The 19,808-nt window shown below is 67.3% G+C and carries 21 protein-coding genes and 1 tRNA gene; 11 read left to right on the top strand and 11 right to left on the bottom strand.

All coding sequences use genetic code 11. From position 1 onward, the window contains the following. Nucleotides 1-319: 319 nt before the first annotated feature. From nhaA to IEY68_RS27310, 3 genes are read left to right on the top strand one after another with little or no spacing between them, the layout of a single operon-like run. Nucleotides 320-1,531 carry a Na+/H+ antiporter NhaA gene (nhaA, locus tag IEY68_RS27300; RefSeq protein ID WP_058853472.1) on the top strand — a complete coding sequence of 404 codons (1,212 nt, stop codon included), beginning with the start codon at nt 320-322 and terminating at the stop codon, nt 1,529-1,531. A 37-nt stretch (nt 1,532-1,568) separates the two neighbouring features. Continuing rightward, nucleotides 1,569-2,069, top strand: coding sequence for a phage holin family protein (locus tag IEY68_RS27305; RefSeq protein ID WP_058853386.1), 501 nt, complete (start codon nt 1,569-1,571; stop codon nt 2,067-2,069). Nucleotides 2,070-2,118: 49 nt separating this feature from the next. Next, entirely contained in the window at nt 2,119-3,087 is a 969-nt protein-coding gene (locus IEY68_RS27310; RefSeq protein WP_058853387.1) for an alpha/beta fold hydrolase, read from the top strand. A gap of 209 nt (nt 3,088-3,296) precedes the next feature. Here IEY68_RS27310 and IEY68_RS27315 read toward each other — a convergent pair whose 3' ends face one another. The 4 genes from IEY68_RS27315 to nth form a co-directional block, all read right to left on the bottom strand. After that, a complete protein-coding gene (locus tag IEY68_RS27315; RefSeq protein WP_058853388.1) occupies nt 3,297-4,490 on the bottom strand; it encodes a MarP family serine protease in 1,194 nt (397 codons plus the stop codon). Further along, nucleotides 4,487-5,119: an NUDIX hydrolase gene (locus tag IEY68_RS27320; protein WP_373293024.1), complete on the bottom strand. Its 633-nt coding sequence runs from the start codon at nt 5,117-5,119 to the stop codon at nt 4,487-4,489. Before IEY68_RS27320 ends, IEY68_RS27315 begins: the two co-directional genes overlap by 4 nt. A gap of 136 nt (nt 5,120-5,255) precedes the next feature. Then, nucleotides 5,256-5,909, bottom strand: coding sequence for a TlpA family protein disulfide reductase (locus tag IEY68_RS27325; protein WP_058853390.1), 654 nt, complete (start codon nt 5,907-5,909; stop codon nt 5,256-5,258). Continuing rightward, the gene (gene nth / locus IEY68_RS27330) at nt 5,906-6,613 is read right to left on the bottom strand and encodes an endonuclease III (protein ID WP_058853473.1); all 708 of its coding nucleotides are present in this window, start codon (nt 6,611-6,613) and stop codon (nt 5,906-5,908) included. Before nth ends, IEY68_RS27325 begins: the two co-directional genes overlap by 4 nt. Nucleotides 6,614-6,845: 232 nt before the next feature. Here nth and IEY68_RS27335 point away from each other — a divergent pair, with 232 nt between their 5' ends. Then, on the top strand, nt 6,846-7,085 hold the full coding sequence (locus IEY68_RS27335; RefSeq protein WP_082681135.1) for a hypothetical protein: 240 nt from the start codon (nt 6,846-6,848) through the stop codon (nt 7,083-7,085). A gap of 157 nt (nt 7,086-7,242) precedes the next feature. Beyond that, nucleotides 7,243-7,917: a Crp/Fnr family transcriptional regulator gene (locus tag IEY68_RS27340; RefSeq protein WP_030524212.1), complete on the top strand. Its 675-nt coding sequence runs from the start codon at nt 7,243-7,245 to the stop codon at nt 7,915-7,917. Nucleotides 7,918-8,097: 180 nt separating this feature from the next. On the opposite strand, the gene IEY68_RS27345 is transcribed toward IEY68_RS27340, so the two are convergent. The 3 genes from IEY68_RS27345 to sp36 all read right to left on the bottom strand — a co-directional run bounded on the left by IEY68_RS27345 (nt 8,098) and on the right by sp36 (nt 9,637). Next, nucleotides 8,098-8,913, bottom strand: a complete 816-nt coding sequence (locus IEY68_RS27345; protein WP_373293025.1) for an MBL fold metallo-hydrolase — start codon at nt 8,911-8,913, stop codon at nt 8,098-8,100. Nucleotides 8,914-8,981: 68 nt separating this feature from the next. Beyond that, the gene (locus IEY68_RS27350; RefSeq protein ID WP_058853392.1) at nt 8,982-9,467 is read right to left on the bottom strand and encodes a RidA family protein; all 486 of its coding nucleotides are present in this window, start codon (nt 9,465-9,467) and stop codon (nt 8,982-8,984) included. A 5-nt stretch (nt 9,468-9,472) separates the two neighbouring features. Continuing rightward, nucleotides 9,473-9,637 carry a Sp36 family protein gene (gene sp36 / locus IEY68_RS27355; RefSeq protein WP_014348616.1) on the bottom strand — a complete coding sequence of 55 codons (165 nt, stop codon included), beginning with the start codon at nt 9,635-9,637 and terminating at the stop codon, nt 9,473-9,475. A gap of 168 nt (nt 9,638-9,805) precedes the next feature. Here sp36 and bagA point away from each other — a divergent pair, with 168 nt between their 5' ends. Together bagA and bagB are read left to right on the top strand one after the other, a co-directional pair. Continuing rightward, nucleotides 9,806-10,825: an ATPase BagA gene (bagA, locus tag IEY68_RS27360; RefSeq protein ID WP_058853393.1), complete on the top strand. Its 1,020-nt coding sequence runs from the start codon at nt 9,806-9,808 to the stop codon at nt 10,823-10,825. Further along, nucleotides 10,822-11,961 (top strand): ATPase BagB, encoded by a 1,140-nt coding sequence (bagB, locus tag IEY68_RS27365; protein WP_058853394.1) that lies wholly within the window; start codon nt 10,822-10,824, stop codon nt 11,959-11,961. The genes bagA and bagB overlap by 4 nt, the downstream gene beginning before the upstream one ends. Before the next feature lie 109 nt (nt 11,962-12,070). Here bagB and IEY68_RS27370 read toward each other — a convergent pair whose 3' ends face one another. Then, nucleotides 12,071-12,394: a WhiB family transcriptional regulator gene (locus tag IEY68_RS27370; protein ID WP_058853395.1), complete on the bottom strand. Its 324-nt coding sequence runs from the start codon at nt 12,392-12,394 to the stop codon at nt 12,071-12,073. Nucleotides 12,395-12,744: 350 nt separating this feature from the next. Between IEY68_RS27370 and IEY68_RS27375 the strand changes: the two genes are divergently transcribed. Beyond that, nucleotides 12,745-15,132: a penicillin-binding protein gene (locus IEY68_RS27375; RefSeq protein ID WP_058853396.1), complete on the top strand. Its 2,388-nt coding sequence runs from the start codon at nt 12,745-12,747 to the stop codon at nt 15,130-15,132. 39 nt (nt 15,133-15,171) lie between these two features. Here IEY68_RS27375 and IEY68_RS27380 read toward each other — a convergent pair whose 3' ends face one another. After that, entirely contained in the window at nt 15,172-15,636 is a 465-nt protein-coding gene (locus IEY68_RS27380; protein WP_058853397.1) for a GatB/YqeY domain-containing protein, read from the bottom strand. A gap of 203 nt (nt 15,637-15,839) precedes the next feature. Here IEY68_RS27380 and IEY68_RS27385 point away from each other — a divergent pair, with 203 nt between their 5' ends. Continuing rightward, nucleotides 15,840-16,802, top strand: coding sequence for a metallophosphoesterase (locus tag IEY68_RS27385; protein WP_058853398.1), 963 nt, complete (start codon nt 15,840-15,842; stop codon nt 16,800-16,802). 86 nt (nt 16,803-16,888) lie between these two features. Continuing rightward, nucleotides 16,889-16,962: transfer RNA gene (locus IEY68_RS27390), tRNA-Pro, on the top strand. 370 nt (nt 16,963-17,332) lie between these two features. Here IEY68_RS27390 and IEY68_RS27395 read toward each other — a convergent pair. Next, the gene (locus IEY68_RS27395) at nt 17,333-17,530 is read right to left on the bottom strand and encodes a hypothetical protein (protein WP_058853399.1); all 198 of its coding nucleotides are present in this window, start codon (nt 17,528-17,530) and stop codon (nt 17,333-17,335) included. Between the two features lie 8 nt (nt 17,531-17,538). Between IEY68_RS27395 and IEY68_RS27400 the strand changes: the two genes are divergently transcribed. After that, nucleotides 17,539-18,762, top strand: a complete 1,224-nt coding sequence (locus IEY68_RS27400; protein ID WP_058853400.1) for an arylsulfotransferase family protein — start codon at nt 17,539-17,541, stop codon at nt 18,760-18,762. 22 nt (nt 18,763-18,784) lie between these two features. On the opposite strand, the gene IEY68_RS27405 is transcribed toward IEY68_RS27400, so the two are convergent. Beyond that, nucleotides 18,785-19,732, bottom strand: coding sequence for an NADP-dependent oxidoreductase (locus IEY68_RS27405; protein WP_058853401.1), 948 nt, complete (start codon nt 19,730-19,732; stop codon nt 18,785-18,787). Nucleotides 19,733-19,808 lie beyond the last annotated feature (76 nt).

Below are 19,808 nucleotides of genomic sequence, written 5' to 3' on the forward strand. Positions count from 1 at the left end.
GCACTTACAGAGCCGTGAACCTACCCAGGCTGGTCGAGGCAAACCTCCGCGCACACCTTCCGTCCACTCCGGATGGTCCGCCCCAGTAGGCGGGGCCCGCCCCGGTTCTGGAGCGACGTAGCGAAGGAGCGCAGCGACTGAGCGAAGGAGTGAAGAACCGGGGTTAACAGGGCCCCGCCTCGCGGCGCCGCAGGCGCCGCCAATAAAGTCGCAAGTGGTGTGCCGGGAAGTCTGGTCGGCGAGATCGACGCGCGCCCGTGGAAGGCAGCTTCCACGGCGGGCGCGATAGATGTTCGTCCGACCGAAAGGTTTTCCCGTGCTGAGCAGGCCCCGATCGGAACTCGCCAGATATCTGCGGACCGAGACCGTCGGTGGCGCATTGCTGCTCGTCGCGGCCGCGGTGGCATTGCTCTGGGTGAACTCGCCGTGGGGGCAGAGCTATCTCGACCTCACCGAAACCCACCTGGCCATCCCGCCGCTGCACTTGGATCTCACTCTTGCCGACTGGGTGAAGGACGGGCTGCTCGCGGTCTTCTTCTTCGTGGCCGGTCTCGAACTCAAACGTGAACTCGTCATCGGTGAACTCGCCGATCCCAAACGCGCCGCGCTACCGATCATCGCGGCGGCCGGCGGGGTGGTGACCCCCGCGATCATCGCCTACGCGGTCGGTTTCGGAGTCGACGGGATGGACCGCGGCTGGGCCATCCCGGTCGCCACGGATATCGCCTTCGCTCTCGCGGTACTGGCCATGACCGGTTCCCGGATCCCCGCCAGCGCACGCGTCTTCCTGCTGAGCCTCGCCGTCGTCGACGATCTGATGGCGATCGTGCTCATCGCGGTCCTGTTCACCACCGGCCTGGCCTTCACTTGGCTGGCGGCCGCGCTGGTCTGCTGTGCGGGCTGGTGGTTCGCGCAGCGCAAACGGTGGACGTCCCCGCTGATCTACATACCACTGGCCCTGATCTGCTGGTATGCCCTGCACGAGGCGCATATTCATCCGACGCTGGCCGGTGTCGCCTGCGGCCTGCTGACCAGAGTCCGCCGCGACGACGGTGAGGCCGAGGCCCCCGCCGCCCGGTGGGAACACCGGTTCCAACCGGTTTCGGCGGGACTGTGCGTGCCGTTGTTCGCCCTCTTCGCGGCGGGGGTGCCGATCAACAGCGCGATGTTCGGCGATCTGTTCACCGACCGTCTGTCGCTGGCGATCATCCTCGGGCTGCTGCTCGGCAAGACCGTCGGCATCTTCGGGATCAGCTGGCTGGCCATCCGCACCGGAATCGCCGAACGGCCAGCGCACTTGGACTATCGCGATATGTTCGCCCTGTCGGTGCTCGGCGCGATCGGGTTCACCGTTAGCCTGCTCGTGGCGGAACTGGCACTGCAGGACTATCCCGATTCCGCCGAACTCGCCAAGGCCGCGGTCCTGGTGACGTCCATGGCCGCATCGCTGGCCGGTTCGGCGCTACTGTTGCGGCGTGGGCGTGTCCACCGAGCGCGGCGTGACGCGGATGCGCTAGAACCAGAACAGTAAGACCGAGCAGGACCGGGACAGGGAGAGGGTCGACTACGTGAGTGTCACACAGGGCGGTAACGGAGACGGTGTACGAGGCGGCGCGGTCACCTCGATTCCGCTGTCCGAGATCGACCCGCACGCATCGGCCAGCTTCGGCAGTCTGGTCCGCGACGCCTCCGAACAGGTCTCGACCCTGGTCCGCGCCGAGGTGGCCCTGGCAAAGGCCGAGGTCACCGGTGAGATCAAGAAAGGCTTGCAGGGCAGCGTCTTCTTCATCGGTGCGCTGACTGTGCTGCTGTTCAGCAGTTTCTTCTTCTTCTTCGCCGTGGCCGAGACTCTGGACATCTGGCTCACCCGTTGGGCCGCGTTCTGGATCGTCTTCGCGTTCATGATCCTGGTGACCGCGCTGCTGGCCTTCCTCGGCTACCGCAAGGTGAAGAAACTGCGCGCGCCGGAGAAGACCATCGATTCGCTCAAGCAGACCCGCACCGTGCTGCCCTCCGGTTTCGGCAGCCACGACGAGCCGAGCGCACTGGAGAAGACCACGCACCGGTAGGCGGGTCCGGCATACGGCGACGCTCCGCCGTTCACTACGCTCGGACGGCGTGGCGTCGAACTTTCCACCGGACCCGTCCAGCGTGCGCTTCGGCGGTCCCTGGACGCACCGCGATGTGCACGCCAACGGGATACGGCTGCACGTGGCGAGCGCGGGACCGGAGCATCCGGAGGCGCCGCTGGTCGTCCTGCTGCACGGTTTCGCGGATTTCTGGTGGTCGTGGCGCCATCAGCTGACCGCACTCGCCGAACTCGGTAACCACGTGGTCGCGGTCGATCTGCGCGGCTACGGCGACAGCGACAAACCGCCGCGCGGCTACGACGGCTGGACGCTGGCCGGGGATATCGCCGGGCTGATCCGCGCGCTCGGCCACACCAGCGCGACCCTGGTCGGGCACGCCGACGGCGGGCTGGTCTGCTGGGCGACCGCGGTACTGCATCCGCGGCTGGTCCGGTCGATCGCTGTGGTGTCCTCCCCGCATCCGGCGGCACTGAAGAGTTCGGTGTTACGCGATAACGCCCAGCGCAGCGCGTGGTTACCGGAGTTCCTGCGCGACCAGCTCCCTCGCTACCCCGAACTCCGGCTGACCCGCGACGATGGCGCCGGTGCCGTCGAGATCCTGGCCGGGCGCGGTTCGCGGTCCTGGGCGCGGACCGCGGAATTCGCCGACAGCGCCGATCGGATGCGTTCGGCCATCCAGATTCCCGGTACGGCCCATTGCGGGCTGGAATACCGGCGGTGGGCATTCCGCAGTCAGTGGCGCGCCGACGGACGTCGTTTCATCGCGGTTATGCGTAAACCGATCGATATACCGGTGGTGTCGATGCGCGGCGAGCACGACCGGTACATCCTGCCCGCCACCGTGCACCGCGGACCGCAGCTCTCACCGCACCGCCGCGTGGTCACCATCCGTGACGCGGCGCATTTCGCGCACCAGGAGAACCCCGGCGCGGTTACCGCCGAGATCGCGAAATTGCTCGCCGGAACCGACGGGCGAAGACCGGACCGTTACGCCTGAGGGGCGCTGTCGGGCGGGGCCTGTCCGGCCCAGAGCACGGCCGGAGCGAAAGTAGTCCCGATAGGTGCTGCTGGGCGGAACCCACCCGGAGCCCGCGCACGGCTGGATCGCGAAGGCGGAGATACACCCGACAGGCGGTGCCGGACGGAACCCGTCCAGCAGCCGCAGCGAAGGCGGAGGTCGGTACTCCGGGCCCGGTCCGGCCGCTGTCAGCTCAGCACGCAGGGCCCGGTGTCCACCGGCGAGCCGGCCGACGGTGCGATATCGATACGTTCCCGGACCTCGTCGAGCGTGAGCACATAACCGGTGTCGTCGTCGGTGACCGCGGCACCGAACACCACCCCGAGCACATTGCCCTCGGTATCGACCAGCGGCCCACCGGAATTACCGGCCCGCACCGAACCGCGCACGGTGTACACCTCGCGCTCGACGGTGCCGTCCCGGTAGATCGTCGGGCCGGTGAGGTCCAGCGTCTCGCGCACCCGGGCCGCACTCGCCGTGTACCGGCCGCCACCGGGATAACCGAGCACGATCGCACTCTCGCCCGAATCGGCCGGTTCCGGCGCCTGCGGGATGACGGGCGCGACCAGACCGGGCACCGACAGCACCGCGATATCCATGGACGGATCGAATTCGACCACCGACGCATCCAGCGGGCCGGCCGCGGAATCGACCGTCACGCTGGTGGTCCCGGCCACGACGTGCGCGTTGGTCATCACGCGCTCGGGTGCCACCACGAAACCGGAACCTTCCAGCGCCCGTTGGCAACTCGGCGCCACACCGCGGATACGCAACACGCTCTGCTGCAGGGAACCGGCGACCGGACTGGCCAGCACGCTGGGATCCGGGGGTTCCACCGCGGCGATGGGTGCGCGCCCGAACGGGCCGATGACATCGGGCAGGCCCGAGGTGTTGAGCAGTTTGGAGAACTCGTTGGGCAACTGGCGCAACCAGTCCGGCGCGACCCGGTTGACATCGGCCAGTACCCGGGAGCTGTTGATGGCCGACGCGATGGCGGGCTGCGACGAGGTCGCCAACGGCAGCGCCAGCAGCCATGCCGTCACCAGCACAGCGCCGGTCTGCAGCACAGCTCCGACCGCGCTGTCGGCACCGCGGGCGATCGGATGGGTCATCCCGCTGCGCGCGGCCCGGCCGAGCACCATGCCGGCGACCTCACCGACGATCACCAGCAGCACGATGAGCAGCACACCGGCCAATACCCGGCTGCGACCCTCATCGATGTGCACGAGGATATGCGGGGCGATCAGGATGCCGGCGACCGCGCCGAGCACCACCCCGAGAAAAGCCAGCGCGGACGCCACCGCGCCCTGCCGCCACCCGGAGGATGCGGCCAGGAGCGCCAATATGACAACCGCGATATCGAGCCACGCCGAGGAACTCACAACACCATCCCCACCGCGGCCAACGCCTCTTCCAGATCACGCACGTCGGTTCGGTCCCATTCCGATTCCCAGCCCAGTGAAGTCACGAGTCCGGCCAGTATGCCGCCGGTGAGCCCCCAGACCAACATTCCGTCCACCTGGAACGCCGGACTCGAGTACCCGAGCGCGCTGCGCACCAGGAACCGGTTGGCGGGATCGAGTAGTTCCGCCATCGGTACCCGCACCACCCGATCGGTTTCCGCCCGATCCACCACCCGCACCTCGCTGGGGGTCCGCCAATAGGCCACGACCGGGGTCACGTCGAAACGCGAGGGCGGTACGAACAGTTTCGGCAACGTCGTGAACGGTTGCACTCCGGCCCGGTCCAGGCCGGTTTCCTCCCAGGCTTCCCGCAGCGCGGTATCGACGGGACCTTCGTCACCGGGGTCCACGGCGCCGCCGGGAAAGGCCACCTGCCCCCGGTGCTGTCGCATGGTGGACGCGCGCTGGGTCAGCAGGACCTCGGCGTCGGCGGGCAGCCCGCCGGGCGCGTCCGGATCCCCGGCCGGATCACCAGCGAAGAGCACCAGGACCGCGGCCTGCCGCACCTGACCGGCCATCTTCCGGCGCAGTATCCGGGCGCGGCCCAGGGTGTCGGAGAAGTCGGGCTGCCCCGGTCCCGCCGCCCCGTCCAGCCAGGGCGGCACCTGCTCCCCGATCACCGAGCCTCCTTCGGAGGGACTACATGCGGTCCGCGGAGGCCGTAGCGAAGGCGGAGGTATCGCATCATGCGGTGACTCCCAGTGCGCCTGCCACACTGGCGGCGATGTCGTCGGCATCGTGGAACGGGCGGGCGACATAGTCGGCGATCGAACCGTCCGGTCGGACCAGGACCGTGATCGGCAGGGCTGTCGGGGCCTGCGCGGCCGCACGGACGCGGGCGCCGGGATCCTGGAGGGCAGGCAGGTGCAGCCCGGGGCGCCCCCGCGCCCGCAAATCGTCGTTCAACGCGGCGAGCAACTCGAGTGCCTTCGCCTCGTCCGGGTCACTGTGCACGGTGACCACCTGAACCGCCGAACCCGCCCGGTCGGCGTATTCCTGGAACAGCGGCAGTTCGGTCCGGCAGGGCTGGCACCAGTAGGCCCAGAGGTTGAGCACCGTGGGCCGGCCGGTGAATCGGCCCGGTGACTCCGGAGAACCGTCGGCGAGACAGGTCAGCACCACATCTGTCAGCGGACCGGGCCGGTGCGCTGAGGCCGACTCCGGGGGGCATTCGGCCACACCCGATGCCGCTCGCAGCGCGGGATCGATCCGCCGGGCCGGTTCGGGTGCGGGACCGGCCTCGTCCGAACCGCCGCGCGGCCAGAAAGCGACGGCCGCCGCCAACGCCACGATCACCGCCGTCAATGCCCATTTCCAGAAAACCGGTACGCGGGTCAACGGCCCACCAGTTCGAGCAGATGCGGTGCCTCGGGTCCCTTCACGAGCGCGGCCGCCGTCTCCGGATCGGTCGGCCCGGCGCCGAACGAGGGGCAATCCTTGGCCAGCAGGCACACCCCGCACGCCGGTTTCCGGGCATGGCAGACGCGGCGGCCGTGGAAGATCACCCGGTGGGACAGCATCGTCCACTCCTTGCGCTCGATCAGCGCACCGATCGCGTGTTCGACCTTTACCGGATCCTCCTCGGTCGTCCAGCCCCAACGACGGACCAACCGGCCGAAATGTGTGTCGACGGTGATACCCGGAATTCCGAATGCGTTACCGAGAATGACATTGGCAGTTTTACGGCCGATGCCCGGCAATCGGACCAGCTCCGCCATCGTGTGAGGTAATTCACCGTCGTAGTGCTCGAGCAGTGCCTGTCCGAGGCCGATGAGTGAATTCGTCTTGTTGCGGTAGAAACCCGTGGGGCGGATGAGTTCTTCCAGCTCCGCACGGTTCGCCTCGGCGTATGCCCGCGCGTCCGGATAGGCGGCGAACAGAGCCGGAGTGGTCATATTCACTCGCACATCCGTGCATTGCGCCGACAGGATCGTTGCCACTGCGAGTTCCAGTGGATTACCGAAATCCAACTCGCAGTGCGCGTCGGGAAATGCGCGTGCGAGAAGCCGGTTCATCCGGCGGGCTCGACGCACCAGACCCAACCGGGTTTCGGCCGGTCGGGTACCGGATTCACGGGTGCGCGTCCGGCCGGGCGCCGGGCGCGCGGCGGCCGCCTCGGCAGTGCCGGAAATGTCGCTTCCGACGGTTTCTGAGGGGGAGGTACGCACTCGACCACCATACGGAACCGTCCGACAACGTTGCCTTCTCAGTTCTACTCCCGTATTCCATCTGAGACCTCGACCGTGTTAACTACCCGGCATGCAAGGACTCGCTGTGGTGCTCTTCCCAGTGGTGTTGATGCTGTTCGCACTCGGTATGGAACGGGTGGAGAACCGTCTGCGCAAACTTCTCGAGCCCGACGAGGAAGTCCAGGCCTACCTGGACAAAGCCAGCAACGCCGAAGTCAACGAGCTGACGAAGCTCGGACTACCGGCGGCGGTCGCGCGTATGCGCCGCCGCCGCAATCGCAGCGAGGAGGCGCGCGAGACTCTCGACATCGCCCGTGCGAGCTGATTCGTGCGGGCGCCACACCGCTCCGACCCGACCGCCGGTTAACCTTCCTTACGTGGTGTCTGTCACTGCGCGTCGATAAGGCCGCGTAGACTGCACTGTCGGCCGAACCGCATCGGTCCGCCCGACGACTACAGCCATTTCCCTAAGGAGCACATTCGTGGACGAGGCCCTCGCCAGAGCAGGCATCTTCCAAGGCGTTGAGCCCACCGCGGTGGCTGCGCTCGCCAAACAGCTGCAGCCCGTGGATTTCCCTCGCGGCCACGTCATCTTCAACGAGGGTGAACCGGGCGATCGGCTGTACATCATCACATCCGGCAAGGTGAAGCTGGGCCGCCGTTCCCCGGACGGCCGCGAGAATCTGCTGACCATCATGGGTCCGTCGGATATGTTCGGCGAACTCTCCATCTTCGATCCGGGCCCGCGTACTTCGACCGCCACCACGGTGACCGAGGTCCGCGCCGTGACCATGGACCGCGACGCGCTCAAGTCATGGATCGATCAGCGGCCGGAGATCGCCGAACAGCTGCTCCGGGTGCTGGCCCGCCGGTTGCGCCGCACCAACAACAACCTCGCGGATCTGATCTTCACCGATGTCCCCGGCCGGGTCGCCAAGGCGCTGCTGCAGCTCGCACAGCGCTTCGGTACGCAGGAAGCCGGTGCGCTGCGGGTGACCCATGACCTGACCCAGGAGGAGATCGCCCAGCTCGTCGGCGCCTCCCGTGAGACAGTGAACAAGGCACTCGCCGATTTCGCGCATCGCGGCTGGCTGCGCCTCGAGGGCAAGAGCGTGCTGATCTCCGATTCCGAGCGGCTCGCCCGCCGGGCCCGCTGACACGACAGTACGAAGAGCCCGACGCGCCCGGGGGGACTGCCCGATCGCGGAGGGGCCCTGCTCCGGTATTCACCGGTCGTATCGTCGCGCGCTCAGTTCCATCGGTGCGTTCGTACGTAGAGCGGGCGGCACTGCGGGGTTTACCGCCCCGGAGTGCCGCCCGATCGGCATCCGCTCGACTCAGTCCTGCGTGGCCGGCTCCGACCGCAGATAGGTGAGCTGCGATTCCACCGAGCTGCGCGCGGCCGGCCACAGGCTCTCGTCGACGTCGACGTACACCTTGCGGACCACCGCCATCGCGTCCGCGTCGGCGCCCAGTTCGTCGAGTGCGGCCCGCACCTGCGCGAGCCGCTCCTGCCGATGCGCGATGTAGTACCGCGCCACCGGTTCCACGTCCGGATGGTCCGGTCCGTGTGCGGGCAACAGGGCCCGGCCGGTACCGGCTTCGAGCAACCGGTCCATCGATCGGAGATAGTCCCGCAGCGTGCCGTCTCGATCCAGCACCGTGGTACCCCGGCCGAGAATGGTGTCCCCGCTCAGCACTGAGTCCTCGAGCAGGAAACTCACCGAATCGGCCGTATGCCCGGGGGTGTGCAGCACGGTTATCCGCAGGCCCGCGGCCTCGACCACTTCGCCGTCGGTCAACACGGTCACCTCACCGCGCAGGAATTCCGGGTCCATGGCCCGAACCGGTGTCCCGGTCAGACGCACCAGCTCGTCGATACCGCCGGTGTGGTCGGGATGCCGATGGGTGATGAGGGTCAGCGCCACCGCGCCACCGGTCGCCCGGGCGATCGCCGCGATATGCTCCGCGTCGTCGGGCCCCGGGTCGACCACCACACAGTCCGTGCGGTCGGGTGACCGCAGGATCCAGGTGTTCGTACCGTCCAGAGTCATCGGTCCCGGATTGTTCGCGAGCAGCACCGACGCCGACGGCGTCACCACACGCAGTTGCCCGTAGGCCGGATGGGTGAGTGTCACCACAACACCTCCAATTCGAAAGTCGCCTCTTCGAATCTATGGGCTCCGCGGTGGATCTGCCGAACCAGGGCCGACCGGCCTGCTCAGCGGACTTCGGCGATGAGTTCGACCTCCACCGGAGTGTTCTTCGGCAGTTCGAAGACGCCGACAGCCGAGCGCGCATGCGCTCCCGCGAGGCCGAACACCTCGCCGAGGAACTCCGAGGCACCGTTGATCACCAGCGGCTGATCGGTGAAACCCGGTGCCGAGGCGACGAACCCGACCACCTTCACGATCCGCACGACCTCGTCCAGGCCGACCAGATCGTGTACGGCGGCCAGCGCGTTCACCGCGCACCAGCGGGCCGCGGTCACCGCCTCGTCGAGCGACACCTCGGCGCCGACCTTGCCGATCGCCGACAGTTCACCTGCCACGAACGGCAGTTGCCCGGAGGTGTAGACGTAGTTGCCGGTGCGCAGTGCGGGCACGTACGCGGCCACCGGTGCCACCACAGGAGGTACCGTCAGGCCGAGCCGGTCGAGGTTGGCCTGCCATTCGGTCACCGGACCATTCGTTTCGGATTCCCCCATGGCGCTTACTGCTTCGGCCGCTTGAGGTAGGCGACATGCTGCTCACCGGTCGGCCCGGGCAGCACGGTCACCAGCTCCCAGCCGTCGGCGCCCCACTGATCCAAAATCTGTTTGGTCGCATGGGTCAGCAGCGGTACGGTCGCGTATTCCCACAGGGTCACATCGCTCATGCGCACGGAGCCTACTTGGTACGGCATACGTGACCCACAGCGCGATCACCGGTCCGGCGATACGGAGCCGGTCCCGGTGTCTGGTACACCACATCCACACAATCCGGAGTATGCGGGCATCCGCCCGATCCGAGTTATAGGCTCGCGACCGTGGCAGAACCAACGACGATGTCGGAATCGGCCGAACCGGGCCTGAAAACGGGGTGGCCCGACAGCGCGACGAACGCCCGCCTGCACTACGTATCCGGTAAAGGCGGTACCGGTAAGTCCACGGTGTCCGCGGCCCTGGCACTGGCGCTGGCCGCCGGTGGACGGCGGGTGCTGCTGGTCGAGGTGGAGAACCGGCAATCGATCGCCCAGTTGTTCGACCTGCCACCGTTGCCGCCCACCGAGACGAAGATCGCTACCGCGGACGGCGGCGGCGAAGTGGTGGCGCTGGCCCTCGATATCGAGCACGCGTTCCTCGAATACCTCGATATGTTCTACAACCTCGGTTTCGCCGGCCGGGCCATGCGCCGGATGGGCGCGATAGATTTCGTCACGACCATCGCGCCGGGCCTGCGGGACGTCATCCTGACCGGCAAGATCAAGGAGTGCGTGGTCAGGTCCGATAAATCCGGTCGTCCCGTCTACGACGAGGTAGTCGTCGACGCGCCGCCGACCGGCCGGATCGCCAGTTTCCTCGACGTCACCCAGGCCATGGCCGAACTCGCCAAGGGCGGTCCGATCGCCGCCCAGTCCGAGGGCGTTTCCAAACTGCTGCATTCGGACCAGACCGTGATCCACCTGGTGACCCTGCTCGAGGCGCTGCCGGTGCAGGAGACCCTGGACGCGATCGCCGAGCTGCGGGGCAATGATCTGCGCATCGGCAGCGTGATCGTCAATCGCGCCGTGCACAGCCCGCTCAGCGCGGAGACCCGTGCCGCCGCGGCATCCGGTGAACTGGACGCCGACGCCGTGCGTTCCGGTCTGGAATCCGCCGGGATCACCCTGTCCACCGCGGATTTCGCGGGCCTGCTCACCGAGACGGTGGAACATTCGGCCACGTTGAGCGCCCAGGACACCAGCGCGGCCGAACTCCTCGATCTGGAGGTCGCCCGGCTGCTGCTGCCCGCCCTCCCCAACGGTATGGACCTGGGCGGCCTCTACGAACTGGCTGCCCATCTGAGCGAGCAGGGAGTCCGATGAGCACCCGACCGGCCGGCCCGGCCCCTCTCGATATCTCCACCATCCTCGCCGACCCCGATGCCCGGGTCGTGGTGTGCTGTGGTTCCGGCGGCGTCGGAAAGACCACGACGGCGGCGGCGATCGCGTTGCGCGCGGCCGAGCAGGGGCGCAAGGTCGTCGTCCTCACCATCGACCCGGCCCGCCGACTGGCCCAGTCGCTGGGGGTCGCGGATCTGGACAACAGTCCGCAGCGTGTGGAACTGGGACCCGAGGCCAAGGGCGAGCTGCACGCCATGATGCTGAACATGCGCCGCACCTTCGACGAAATGGTGCTGGAACACACCGCCCCCGACAAGGCCGAGCAGATCTTCGCCAACCCCTTCTATCAGGCGGTGGCCTCCTCGTTCGGTGGCACGCAGGAATACATGGCGATGGAGAAGCTCGGTCAGCTCGCGGGGCACCGGGAATGGGATCTCATCGTCGTGGACACCCCGCCCTCGCGTAACGCCCTGGATTTCCTGGACGCCCCCAAACGGCTGGGCAACTTCCTGAACGGCCGCATGATCCGGGTCATCATGGCGCCCGGACGGGGGGTCGGACGGTTCGTCACGGGCGCGATGAGCCTGGCCGTACGCGGGGTGTCGACCATTGTGGGCGGCCAGATGCTCAAGGACGCCTCGAATTTCCTGCAGTCGCTGGAATCGCTGTTCGGCGGGTTCCAGGAGCGCGCCAACCGCACCTTCGCCATGCTGGCCAAACCCGGCACCCATTTCCTGGTGGTCGCGGCGCCGGAACCCGATGCGCTGCGCGAGGCGTCGTTCTTCGTGGACCGGCTGTCGACGGAGCAGATGCCGCTGGCCGGTCTGGTGCTCAACCGGACCCATCCGGTGCTGTGCTCGCTGCCGTCGGATCACGCTCTCACCGCCGCCGACCGGCTCGGCGATTCGGATCCGCTATCGGCGGGCGTGCTGCGCGTGCACGCTCAGCGGGTCTCGACGGCACGGCGTGAACAGCATCTGCTGCACCGGTTCACGGGTGCGCATCCGCGGGTGCCGATCGTATCGGTGACGGCCTTGCCGTTCGATATCACCGATCTGGTCGCCCTGCGCGCGGTCGGGGCGCAACTGGCCGGAACGCGGACAGCCACGGAAGCCTGAACCCACTCCCGTTCCCGGCTCGGCCATCGCTGGATCGGGTCCTATCGGGCAAACCGCCGGGCACTCGAAACTCGAGTGCCCGGCGGTCGGTAGTCCAATAGGGAATTGTTTACATAGCCACCTGGTGATGGCGCTGGGCGTGAAAGAAATCCGACCAGGAGGTCACCTCGGGATGCTGCTTGAGCAGCGCCCGCCGCTGTCGTTCGGTCATCCCGCCCCACACCCCGAACTCGACCCTGTTGTCCAGAGCGTCGGCCCCGCACTCCATCAGGACCGGGCAGTGGCGGCAGATCGTCGCCGCCTTGCGCTGGGCGGCGCCGCGTACGAACAGTTGGTCGGGATCCACTTCCTTGCATCGGGCCTGGGCCACCCAGGCGATCCTTGCTTCGGCCTGCTCTACGTCCAATCGAGCGACGGGGGTTGTCATATGCATTTGGTGTGCCCCTTTGCCAGTCCGAACACCGGGTCACGGCGCTCCGGAATCGCGTGCCACTCCGCAGCAACCCGAACCCCGCTGCGAAGTGCACCACATTCCACATTGAGTGTTAGCTCTATCACACTGAGCTCTCAATCTAGGTAAAGGTATGCCGATTGCGCAAGACCGAGTACTGACTTTTTGGTACGTCCGTGCCTGCGCATCGCCGGGCGTTTCCCGCCCTCCTGCCCGTATACGCACGTCAGGCGCCCTCGGCGATACACCCCGCTCAATCCACTGATCGGCCAGGACAACACCCGGTGTCCACACTTCACGAGCTCCGAACCACGACCCTCTACGCTGGTGCTGTGCCGATCACACGTGCGCTCCTCAAGCTGGCAGGCAGCTGCGTACTCGCCTCCGTGCTCGTAGCCGGATTGTTGTTCCCGGTCGCCGGAGGTTTCGGATTCGTCTCGAACCGCGCCGCCGACGCCGTCGACAACGTGTCCGCGGAACTGGTCGAGGGAACCGTGCCCGCCGTCTCCACCATGGTGGACGCGGCCGGTAATCCCATCGCCTGGCTGTACGAGCAACGCCGGTTCGAAGTACCCAGCGACCAGATCTCCAACGATATGAAGCTGGCCATCGTCTCCATCGAGGACAAGCGCTTCGCCGACCATCACGGTGTCGACTGGCAGGGCACCATTCGCGCCTTCCTGACCAACACCAGCAGCGGCGAGGTCCAGCAGGGCGCCTCGACCCTCGACCAGCAGTACGTGAAGAACTTCAACCTGCTCGTGGTGGCCAAGACCGATGCCGAGCGCCGCGCTGCCATCGAGACCACCCCGGCGCGCAAGATCCGCGAGATCCGGATGGCGCTGACGCTGGACAAGGAACTCAGCAAGGACGAGGTCCTCACCCGCTATCTGAACCTGGTCCCGTTCGGCAATTCCTCCTACGGCATCCAGGACGCCGCCCAGACCTACTTCGGTATCGACGCCAAGGACTTGAACATCGCCCAGTCGGCGATGCTGGCCGGGATGGTGCAGTCCAGCTCCAAGCTCAACCCTTACACCAACCCCGAAGGCGTCACCGATCGCCGAAACATCGTGCTGGACACCCTGATCCAGAACATCCCCAGCCGGGCCGCGGAGTTCCACGCCGCGAAATCGCAGCCGCTGGGCGTGCTGCCCGAGCCGAAAGGCCTGCCCCGGGGGTGCATCGCCGCCGGTGATCGCGGGTTCTTCTGCGATTACGCCCTGTCGTACCTGGCCAACGCCGGGCTCAGCAAAGAACAGATCGAAAAGGGCGGCTACCTGATCCGTACCACCCTGGACCCCGCCGTCCAGGATTCGGTGAAGCGTTCGGTCAACGCGAACGCCGACCCCCATCTGGAGAATATCGCCGAGATCATGTCGTTGATCGGCCCCGGCAAGGACAAACATCCGCTGCTGGCGATGGCGAGCAGCCGTACCTACGGCCTGAACCGCGACGCGCACGAGACCCTGCTCGGCCAGCCGTACACGATGGTCGGCGACGGCGCGGGCTCGATCTTCAAGCTGTTCACCACCGCGGCCGCGATGGAAAAGGGTATGGGCACCAACGCGCAGCTGGATGTGCCGTCCCGGTTCGATGCCCGAGGTATGGGTAACGGTGGCGCACCCGGCTGCCCGCCCGCCACCTACTGCGTCGAGAACGCGGGCAACTACCGGTCGCCCATGTCGGTGACCGAGGCACTGGCCACCTCACCGAACACGGCCTTCGTGAAACTCATCCAGGCTGTCGGCGTGACCCCGACCGTGGATATGGCCGTCCGGCTGGGCCTGCGCTCCTACACCGATCCCGGCACCTCCGGACACGATGACAACCAGAGCCTCGCCGATATGATCAAGGGCCAGAATCTCGGCTCGTTCACCCTCGGCCCGCTCGCGGTCAACCCGCTGGAACTGTCCAATGTGGCCGCGACCATCGCCTCCGGCGGGACCTGGTGCCCGCCCTCGCCGATCGCGGAAGTGATCGACCGCTACGGCAAGCCGGTGCCGCTCACCGAACAGGCCTGCGAGCAGGTCGTCGAACCGGGTCTGGCCAACACACTGGCCAATGCCATGGGCAAGGACTCCGCCGGCGGCGGTACCGCCTCGGCGGCCGCCGGGACGGCCGGGTGGAACCTGCCGGTATCGGCCAAGACGGGTACCACCGAAAGTCACCGGTCCTCGGCATTCCTCGGATTCACCAATTCGCTGGCGGGCGCGGTCTACGTCTACGGCGACAGCCCGACCCCCGGTGAGATCTGCTCCTTCCCGCTGCGCAACTGCCCGGCCAGCGACGCCAACGGCCTGTTCGGCGGTAACGAGCCCGCCCGGACCTGGTTCGGCGCCGTGAAGAGTGTGGTGTCGAACTTCCCGCCGCCGGCGCTACCGCCGGTCGACGAGAAATACGTCCGTGGCGCGGAGAACGCGCAGGTGCCCGATGTGGTCGGTATGACGGCGGGCGAGGCGACGGGAGCGCTCACCGGCGCCGGATTCAAGGTCACCTCGGTGACCTCGCCCGGTTCAGCCCCCAAGGGCACGGTCACCGGTTCGACGCCGAACGGGTCGGCCATTCCCGGATCGCAGGTGACGATCTACATCAGCGACGGCACAGTCCGCGAACCACCACCCCCGGGCCGGCCGGCAGCGACCACCCCGAACGTCCCCGGGTTGCCGCTGCCGCCGTTCCTGCCGCCGATCCCGATCCCGGTGCCCATCCCCCGATGACCCCGGCGGTGCGGGCGCGGCCGGGGCCGGGAAACCGGCCTAAAGCCTCGCCTTCACCGCCGCCGAGATCCGCGAACCGTCGGCCTTACCGGCGGCCAGAGCGGACGCGACCTTCATGACCTGACCCATCTGGCGCATCCCGGGGCGCTCGCCGATCTCCTCGGCGACCTGGGCGATCGCGGTATCGGCCAGATCGGCGACTTCCGCCTCGGTCAGCTGAGTGGGCAGGTACTCGTCGATGATCCGGGCCTCGGCGTGTTCGTTGGCCGCCAGCTCGCCGCGACCCGCCTGGGTGTAGATCTCGGCGGACTCATTGCGTTTCTTCGATTCCTTGGTGAGCACCGCCACGACCTCGGCGTCGGAGAGTTCGCGGGCTTCCTTCCCGGCGACCTCGGCCGTCTGGACGGCGGCCAGCAGCATCCGCAAGGTGTTCAGACGCAGCGGATCCTTCGCCTTCATCGCGGCGGTCATATCGGCGCGCAGCTTCGTTTTCAGTTCCGACATGCGCAGAACGGTAGCCGCTGCACCCCGCCACGCCCACCGCATTACCCGCGGAAGCAGGCGTGTCCGCCTCCGCGGGATCGCGATATTTCCCGAGGCCACAGGCTTGTCCTCATCCGTAACACCGCGTCATCCGCCCGCCACACCGCCGAAACTGTGGCTCAACACGCTGCGCGCACAGCGACCTGGTCACCTATGCTGGGCAAATGCCCGTGATCTCGACGTCGGTCCTCCGCCGAACCGCATTCGGCGCCGCCGGAGCCGCGGCGGCCGGAGTCGGCTATGCCTCACTGATCGAACGCAATGCCTTCGTACTCCGCGAAGCGACGATGCCGGTGCTGCGGCCGGGCTCGGCCCCGCTGCGGGTGTTGCACATCAGCGATCTGCACATGACCCCCGGGCAGAAGCTCAAACAGCAGTGGCTGCGCGAACTCGACCGGCTCGAACCCGACCTGGTGATCAACACCGGTGACAACCTGTCGCATCAGAAGGCCGTGCCCGCGGTCGTCCAATCGCTGGGTGGGCTGCTGTCGCGACCGGGCCTGTTCGTATTCGGCAGCAACGACTACTTCGCGCCGGTCCCCAAGAATCCGCTGAAGTATTTCGACAAGAACCACAAGCGCGTCCACGGCGCCCCGCTGCCGTGGAAGGATCTGCGCGCGGCATTCAACGAGCGCGGATGGCTGGATCTGACGCACACCCGCCGGGATATCGAGGTGGGCGGTATCCGTATCGCGAGCGCCGGTGTCGACGACCCACATCTGCAGCGCGATCGCTACGACACCATCGCCGGTGCTCCGAATCCGCTCGCCGATCTCCGGATCGGCGTGACGCACTCCCCGGAGCCGCGGGTACTGGACCGCTTCGCCGAGGACGGCTACGACCTGATCCTGGCCGGGCATACCCACGGCGGCCAACTCTGCCTGCCCGGGTACGGCGCTCTGGTCACCAACTGCGATATCGACCGCTCCCGGGTCAAGGGTCCGTCCAAATGGGGTGCCCATACCCGGCTGCACGTCTCGGCCGGTATCGGCACCTCACCGTGGGCGCCCTACCGTTTCTGCTGCCGGCCCGAGGCGACGCTGCTCACCCTCGTCGCCGTACCGCCCACACAACCGACGGCCGACTCCGGTCACGGCATCTCGACATCGCAGGCGGTCGCCCGGTAATCCTGCGCACTGCCGGAAAAATGACGCTGAACTGGCGGTTTCTTTTCCGGACCGGACCTGATGTAAGCTATCGCAGGTCCACTTCACGGGGTGTGGCGCAGCTTGGTAGCGCGCTTCGTTCGGGACGAAGAGGTCGTGGGTTCAAATCCCGCCACCCCGACTCGTGTTGGTCGAGACACGATAAGGCACCTGACCAGGTTTATCCGGTCAGGTGCCTTTCTCGTTCCCGAACATATTCGCAGGTCATGGAACCGGACTCCACTGTGTTCGTTACGGGCCGTCATCCGCTCGACCACACCTCGAACCGACAGAACACTCGTTCTTTCCCGCAGCCGAGTGGTCCTCCACGTGTGGTCGAAAGACGGAACAGCCCCTGACCAGTTGAGGCGGGTTCACAAGCCGACAATCATTCCGGGCCGCACAAGCAGTTCCGGTCGACCGCGTGGCCGGTCGAAGACGGTGACCGTTGCGATGCCGATCGCCGGCGAGGGCGCAGCGCGCCGGAGATCGTGCGCAGTGGCGCCGTCGACTCAGCCGACCGGCTGCACCGAATGGACCTGGGTGGCGACATCGGCGGGCACACTGCCCTTGAACCCTGGCTGTACCTGGAAAATTGTTCCGCCCCCATAGTTCCGGATCGGTCCGGATGTCCGGAACGCCACGGCCGGGCGCCGGAGTTTCCACAGCGTTCCCGGGTAATCTCCCCGGACATTCTCGACCTCAGCCAAGGAGTTCCATGGTCAGGACTACGCGCCGCAGACTCCGCACAACCGTCACGGGCACAGTGCTCGCCCTCGGCGTCGCGGTATTGATGCCGCAGGCGGCGTCGGCTCAACCGCCGCGACCCACTCTGCCGGTCGGAGCGCCGACCTACACCGTCGAGGTGAACCGACCCCAAGGCAGTCCCGGCTACATCTACTACTCGACCGGTATGAGCGCGGCGGCATTGGTACCCGGAGCCGAACCGCTGCTGTCCCGGCTACCGGTCACCGCTCCCGCGAATATCGTGCTGGACAAGGCGGGCCGCGAACTGTGGCGCTACACCCCGCCGCCCGGGCAGACCGTCTCCAACTTCCGGACCCAGACCTACCAGGGCAAACGAGTGCTGACCTGGTGGCAGGGCTCCACCGAGGGCGGGCACGGTTCCGGGGTCGATATGATCGCCGACGAACACGGAGACATTATCGAGACCCTTTCGCCCGGCGGTGATTCCAGCGACGTGCACGAGTTCCGGCTCACACCGGACGGGCGGGCCCTGATCACCTCGTACCACGAGGTGACCGCCGACCTGTCCGCGATCGGTGGGCCCGTGGACGCCCGGATGTACGACACCGTCGCATCGGTGGTGGATATCGCTACGAAGCAGGTGCTGTTCCGCTGGAGCGCGGCCGAGCACGTGCCGCTCACCGAGAGCGTGACAGACGGCCGGCTGCCCGGCAGCAATGTCTACGACCCGTACCATATGAACGCGATCAGCCTTGATCCCCGGGGAGATCTGGTCATCTCCATGCGCAACACCTCCACGGTGTACGACGTAGACATCCGCACCGGCGAGATCAATTGGCAGCTGGGTGGGAAGAATTCCGGCTTCGAACTCGGGCCCGGTGCGCAGTTCGCGTTCCAGCACGACGCCGAATTCGCCGACGACGACACCTTGCGCCTGTTCAACAACAATTCGAGCGGCTTCACCACCCTCGGTGTCTCCAGCGTGCAATGGATCGATCTGGACCTCGCGGCACGGCGGGCCACGCTGGCGCGCAACCAGACCCATCCCGCCGGGCTCACCGCCTTCGCCATGGGTAATGCGCAGGGATTGGCCAACGGCAACACACTGGTCGGCTGGGGTATGGCGCCGCATATCTCGGAGTTCTCCCCGAGCGGCGAACTGGTCTACGACGCCGCACTCCCGCTGGGCACCTACCGCGCGTATCTGGAGGATCGGGCCCCGACGAGGAATTGATCGAGCCCGGGGCAAGCCGGGTTCAGAACTCGAGGACGATCCGCCCCCGGATCCCGCCTCGTTCGAGTCTGCGATGGGCTTCGCTCGCCTGCTCGGCGGGCAGCAGGTCTGCCACCCGCAGGGACAGGGCGCCGGAGGCGGCCAGTCCGGTGAGACGGTCGAGCCTGTTCTTCTCCCGGATATCGGCCCCGACCATGATCTCGTGCACCGTCAGACCGGGTCGGGGCTGAACTCCGCCGCCCAGCCGCTCGGGGCGCAGGGCGGCATAGGCCCCACCGGGGCGGATCACCGGGGTGATGTCGTCACGCAGGAGGGCGCCGTCGATCACGGCGTCCACACCCTCGGGGTAGTGGGCGCGGATCTGTGCGACAGTCTCGGTGCCACGGTCGACGACGATATCGGCCCCGAGGGCCCGGATCAGATCGCGGTCGGCGGGCGCGGCATCGGCGATCACCTGCAGACCCGCATGTTTCGCAAGCTCGACCGCGTAACCGCCGACCGCACCGGCCGCCCCGGTGACCACCAGCGAGGCACCGGGTTGCAGAGCGAGGCGGTCGAGAGCCTGCCAGGCGGTGAGCCCGTTCATCGGCAGGGTGGCCGCGGATGCGAAATCCCGGCCGGCCGGCAGGGCGGCCACCGATTCCGCCGGGACGACGATCTTCTCCGCGTACGCGCCGCCGCCGTCGAGCACCGGCAGGGTTATCGCCACGACCTCGTCGCCGGGGCGCCAGCCGGTATCCGGGTCGGCCTCGTCCACCGTTCCCGCCGCGTCCCAGCCGGGTACGTAGGGAGGATTCACCTCGGCGTACCGTTCGTGCACCAGTCCACTCCGGGTGACCACATCAGAGGGGTTGACGGCTGCGGCCCGCACCCGGATCCGCACCTGTCCCGGGCCGACGACCGGTTCGGGCAGTTCGAATGCGCGTAGCACCTCGGGACCCCCGGGCTCGTCGAAACCGATGACCCGCATAGTTCGCCCACCTTCCGGTTCGATAGTTATCGAACCGAACCAACATGACGATCACCGGCGATATTCCGGAACCGGC

Origin of the sequence: Nocardia jinanensis (assembly GCF_014645735.1) — a bacterium.
Taxonomy (GTDB): Bacteria; Actinomycetota; Actinomycetes; order Mycobacteriales; family Mycobacteriaceae; genus Nocardia; species Nocardia jinanensis.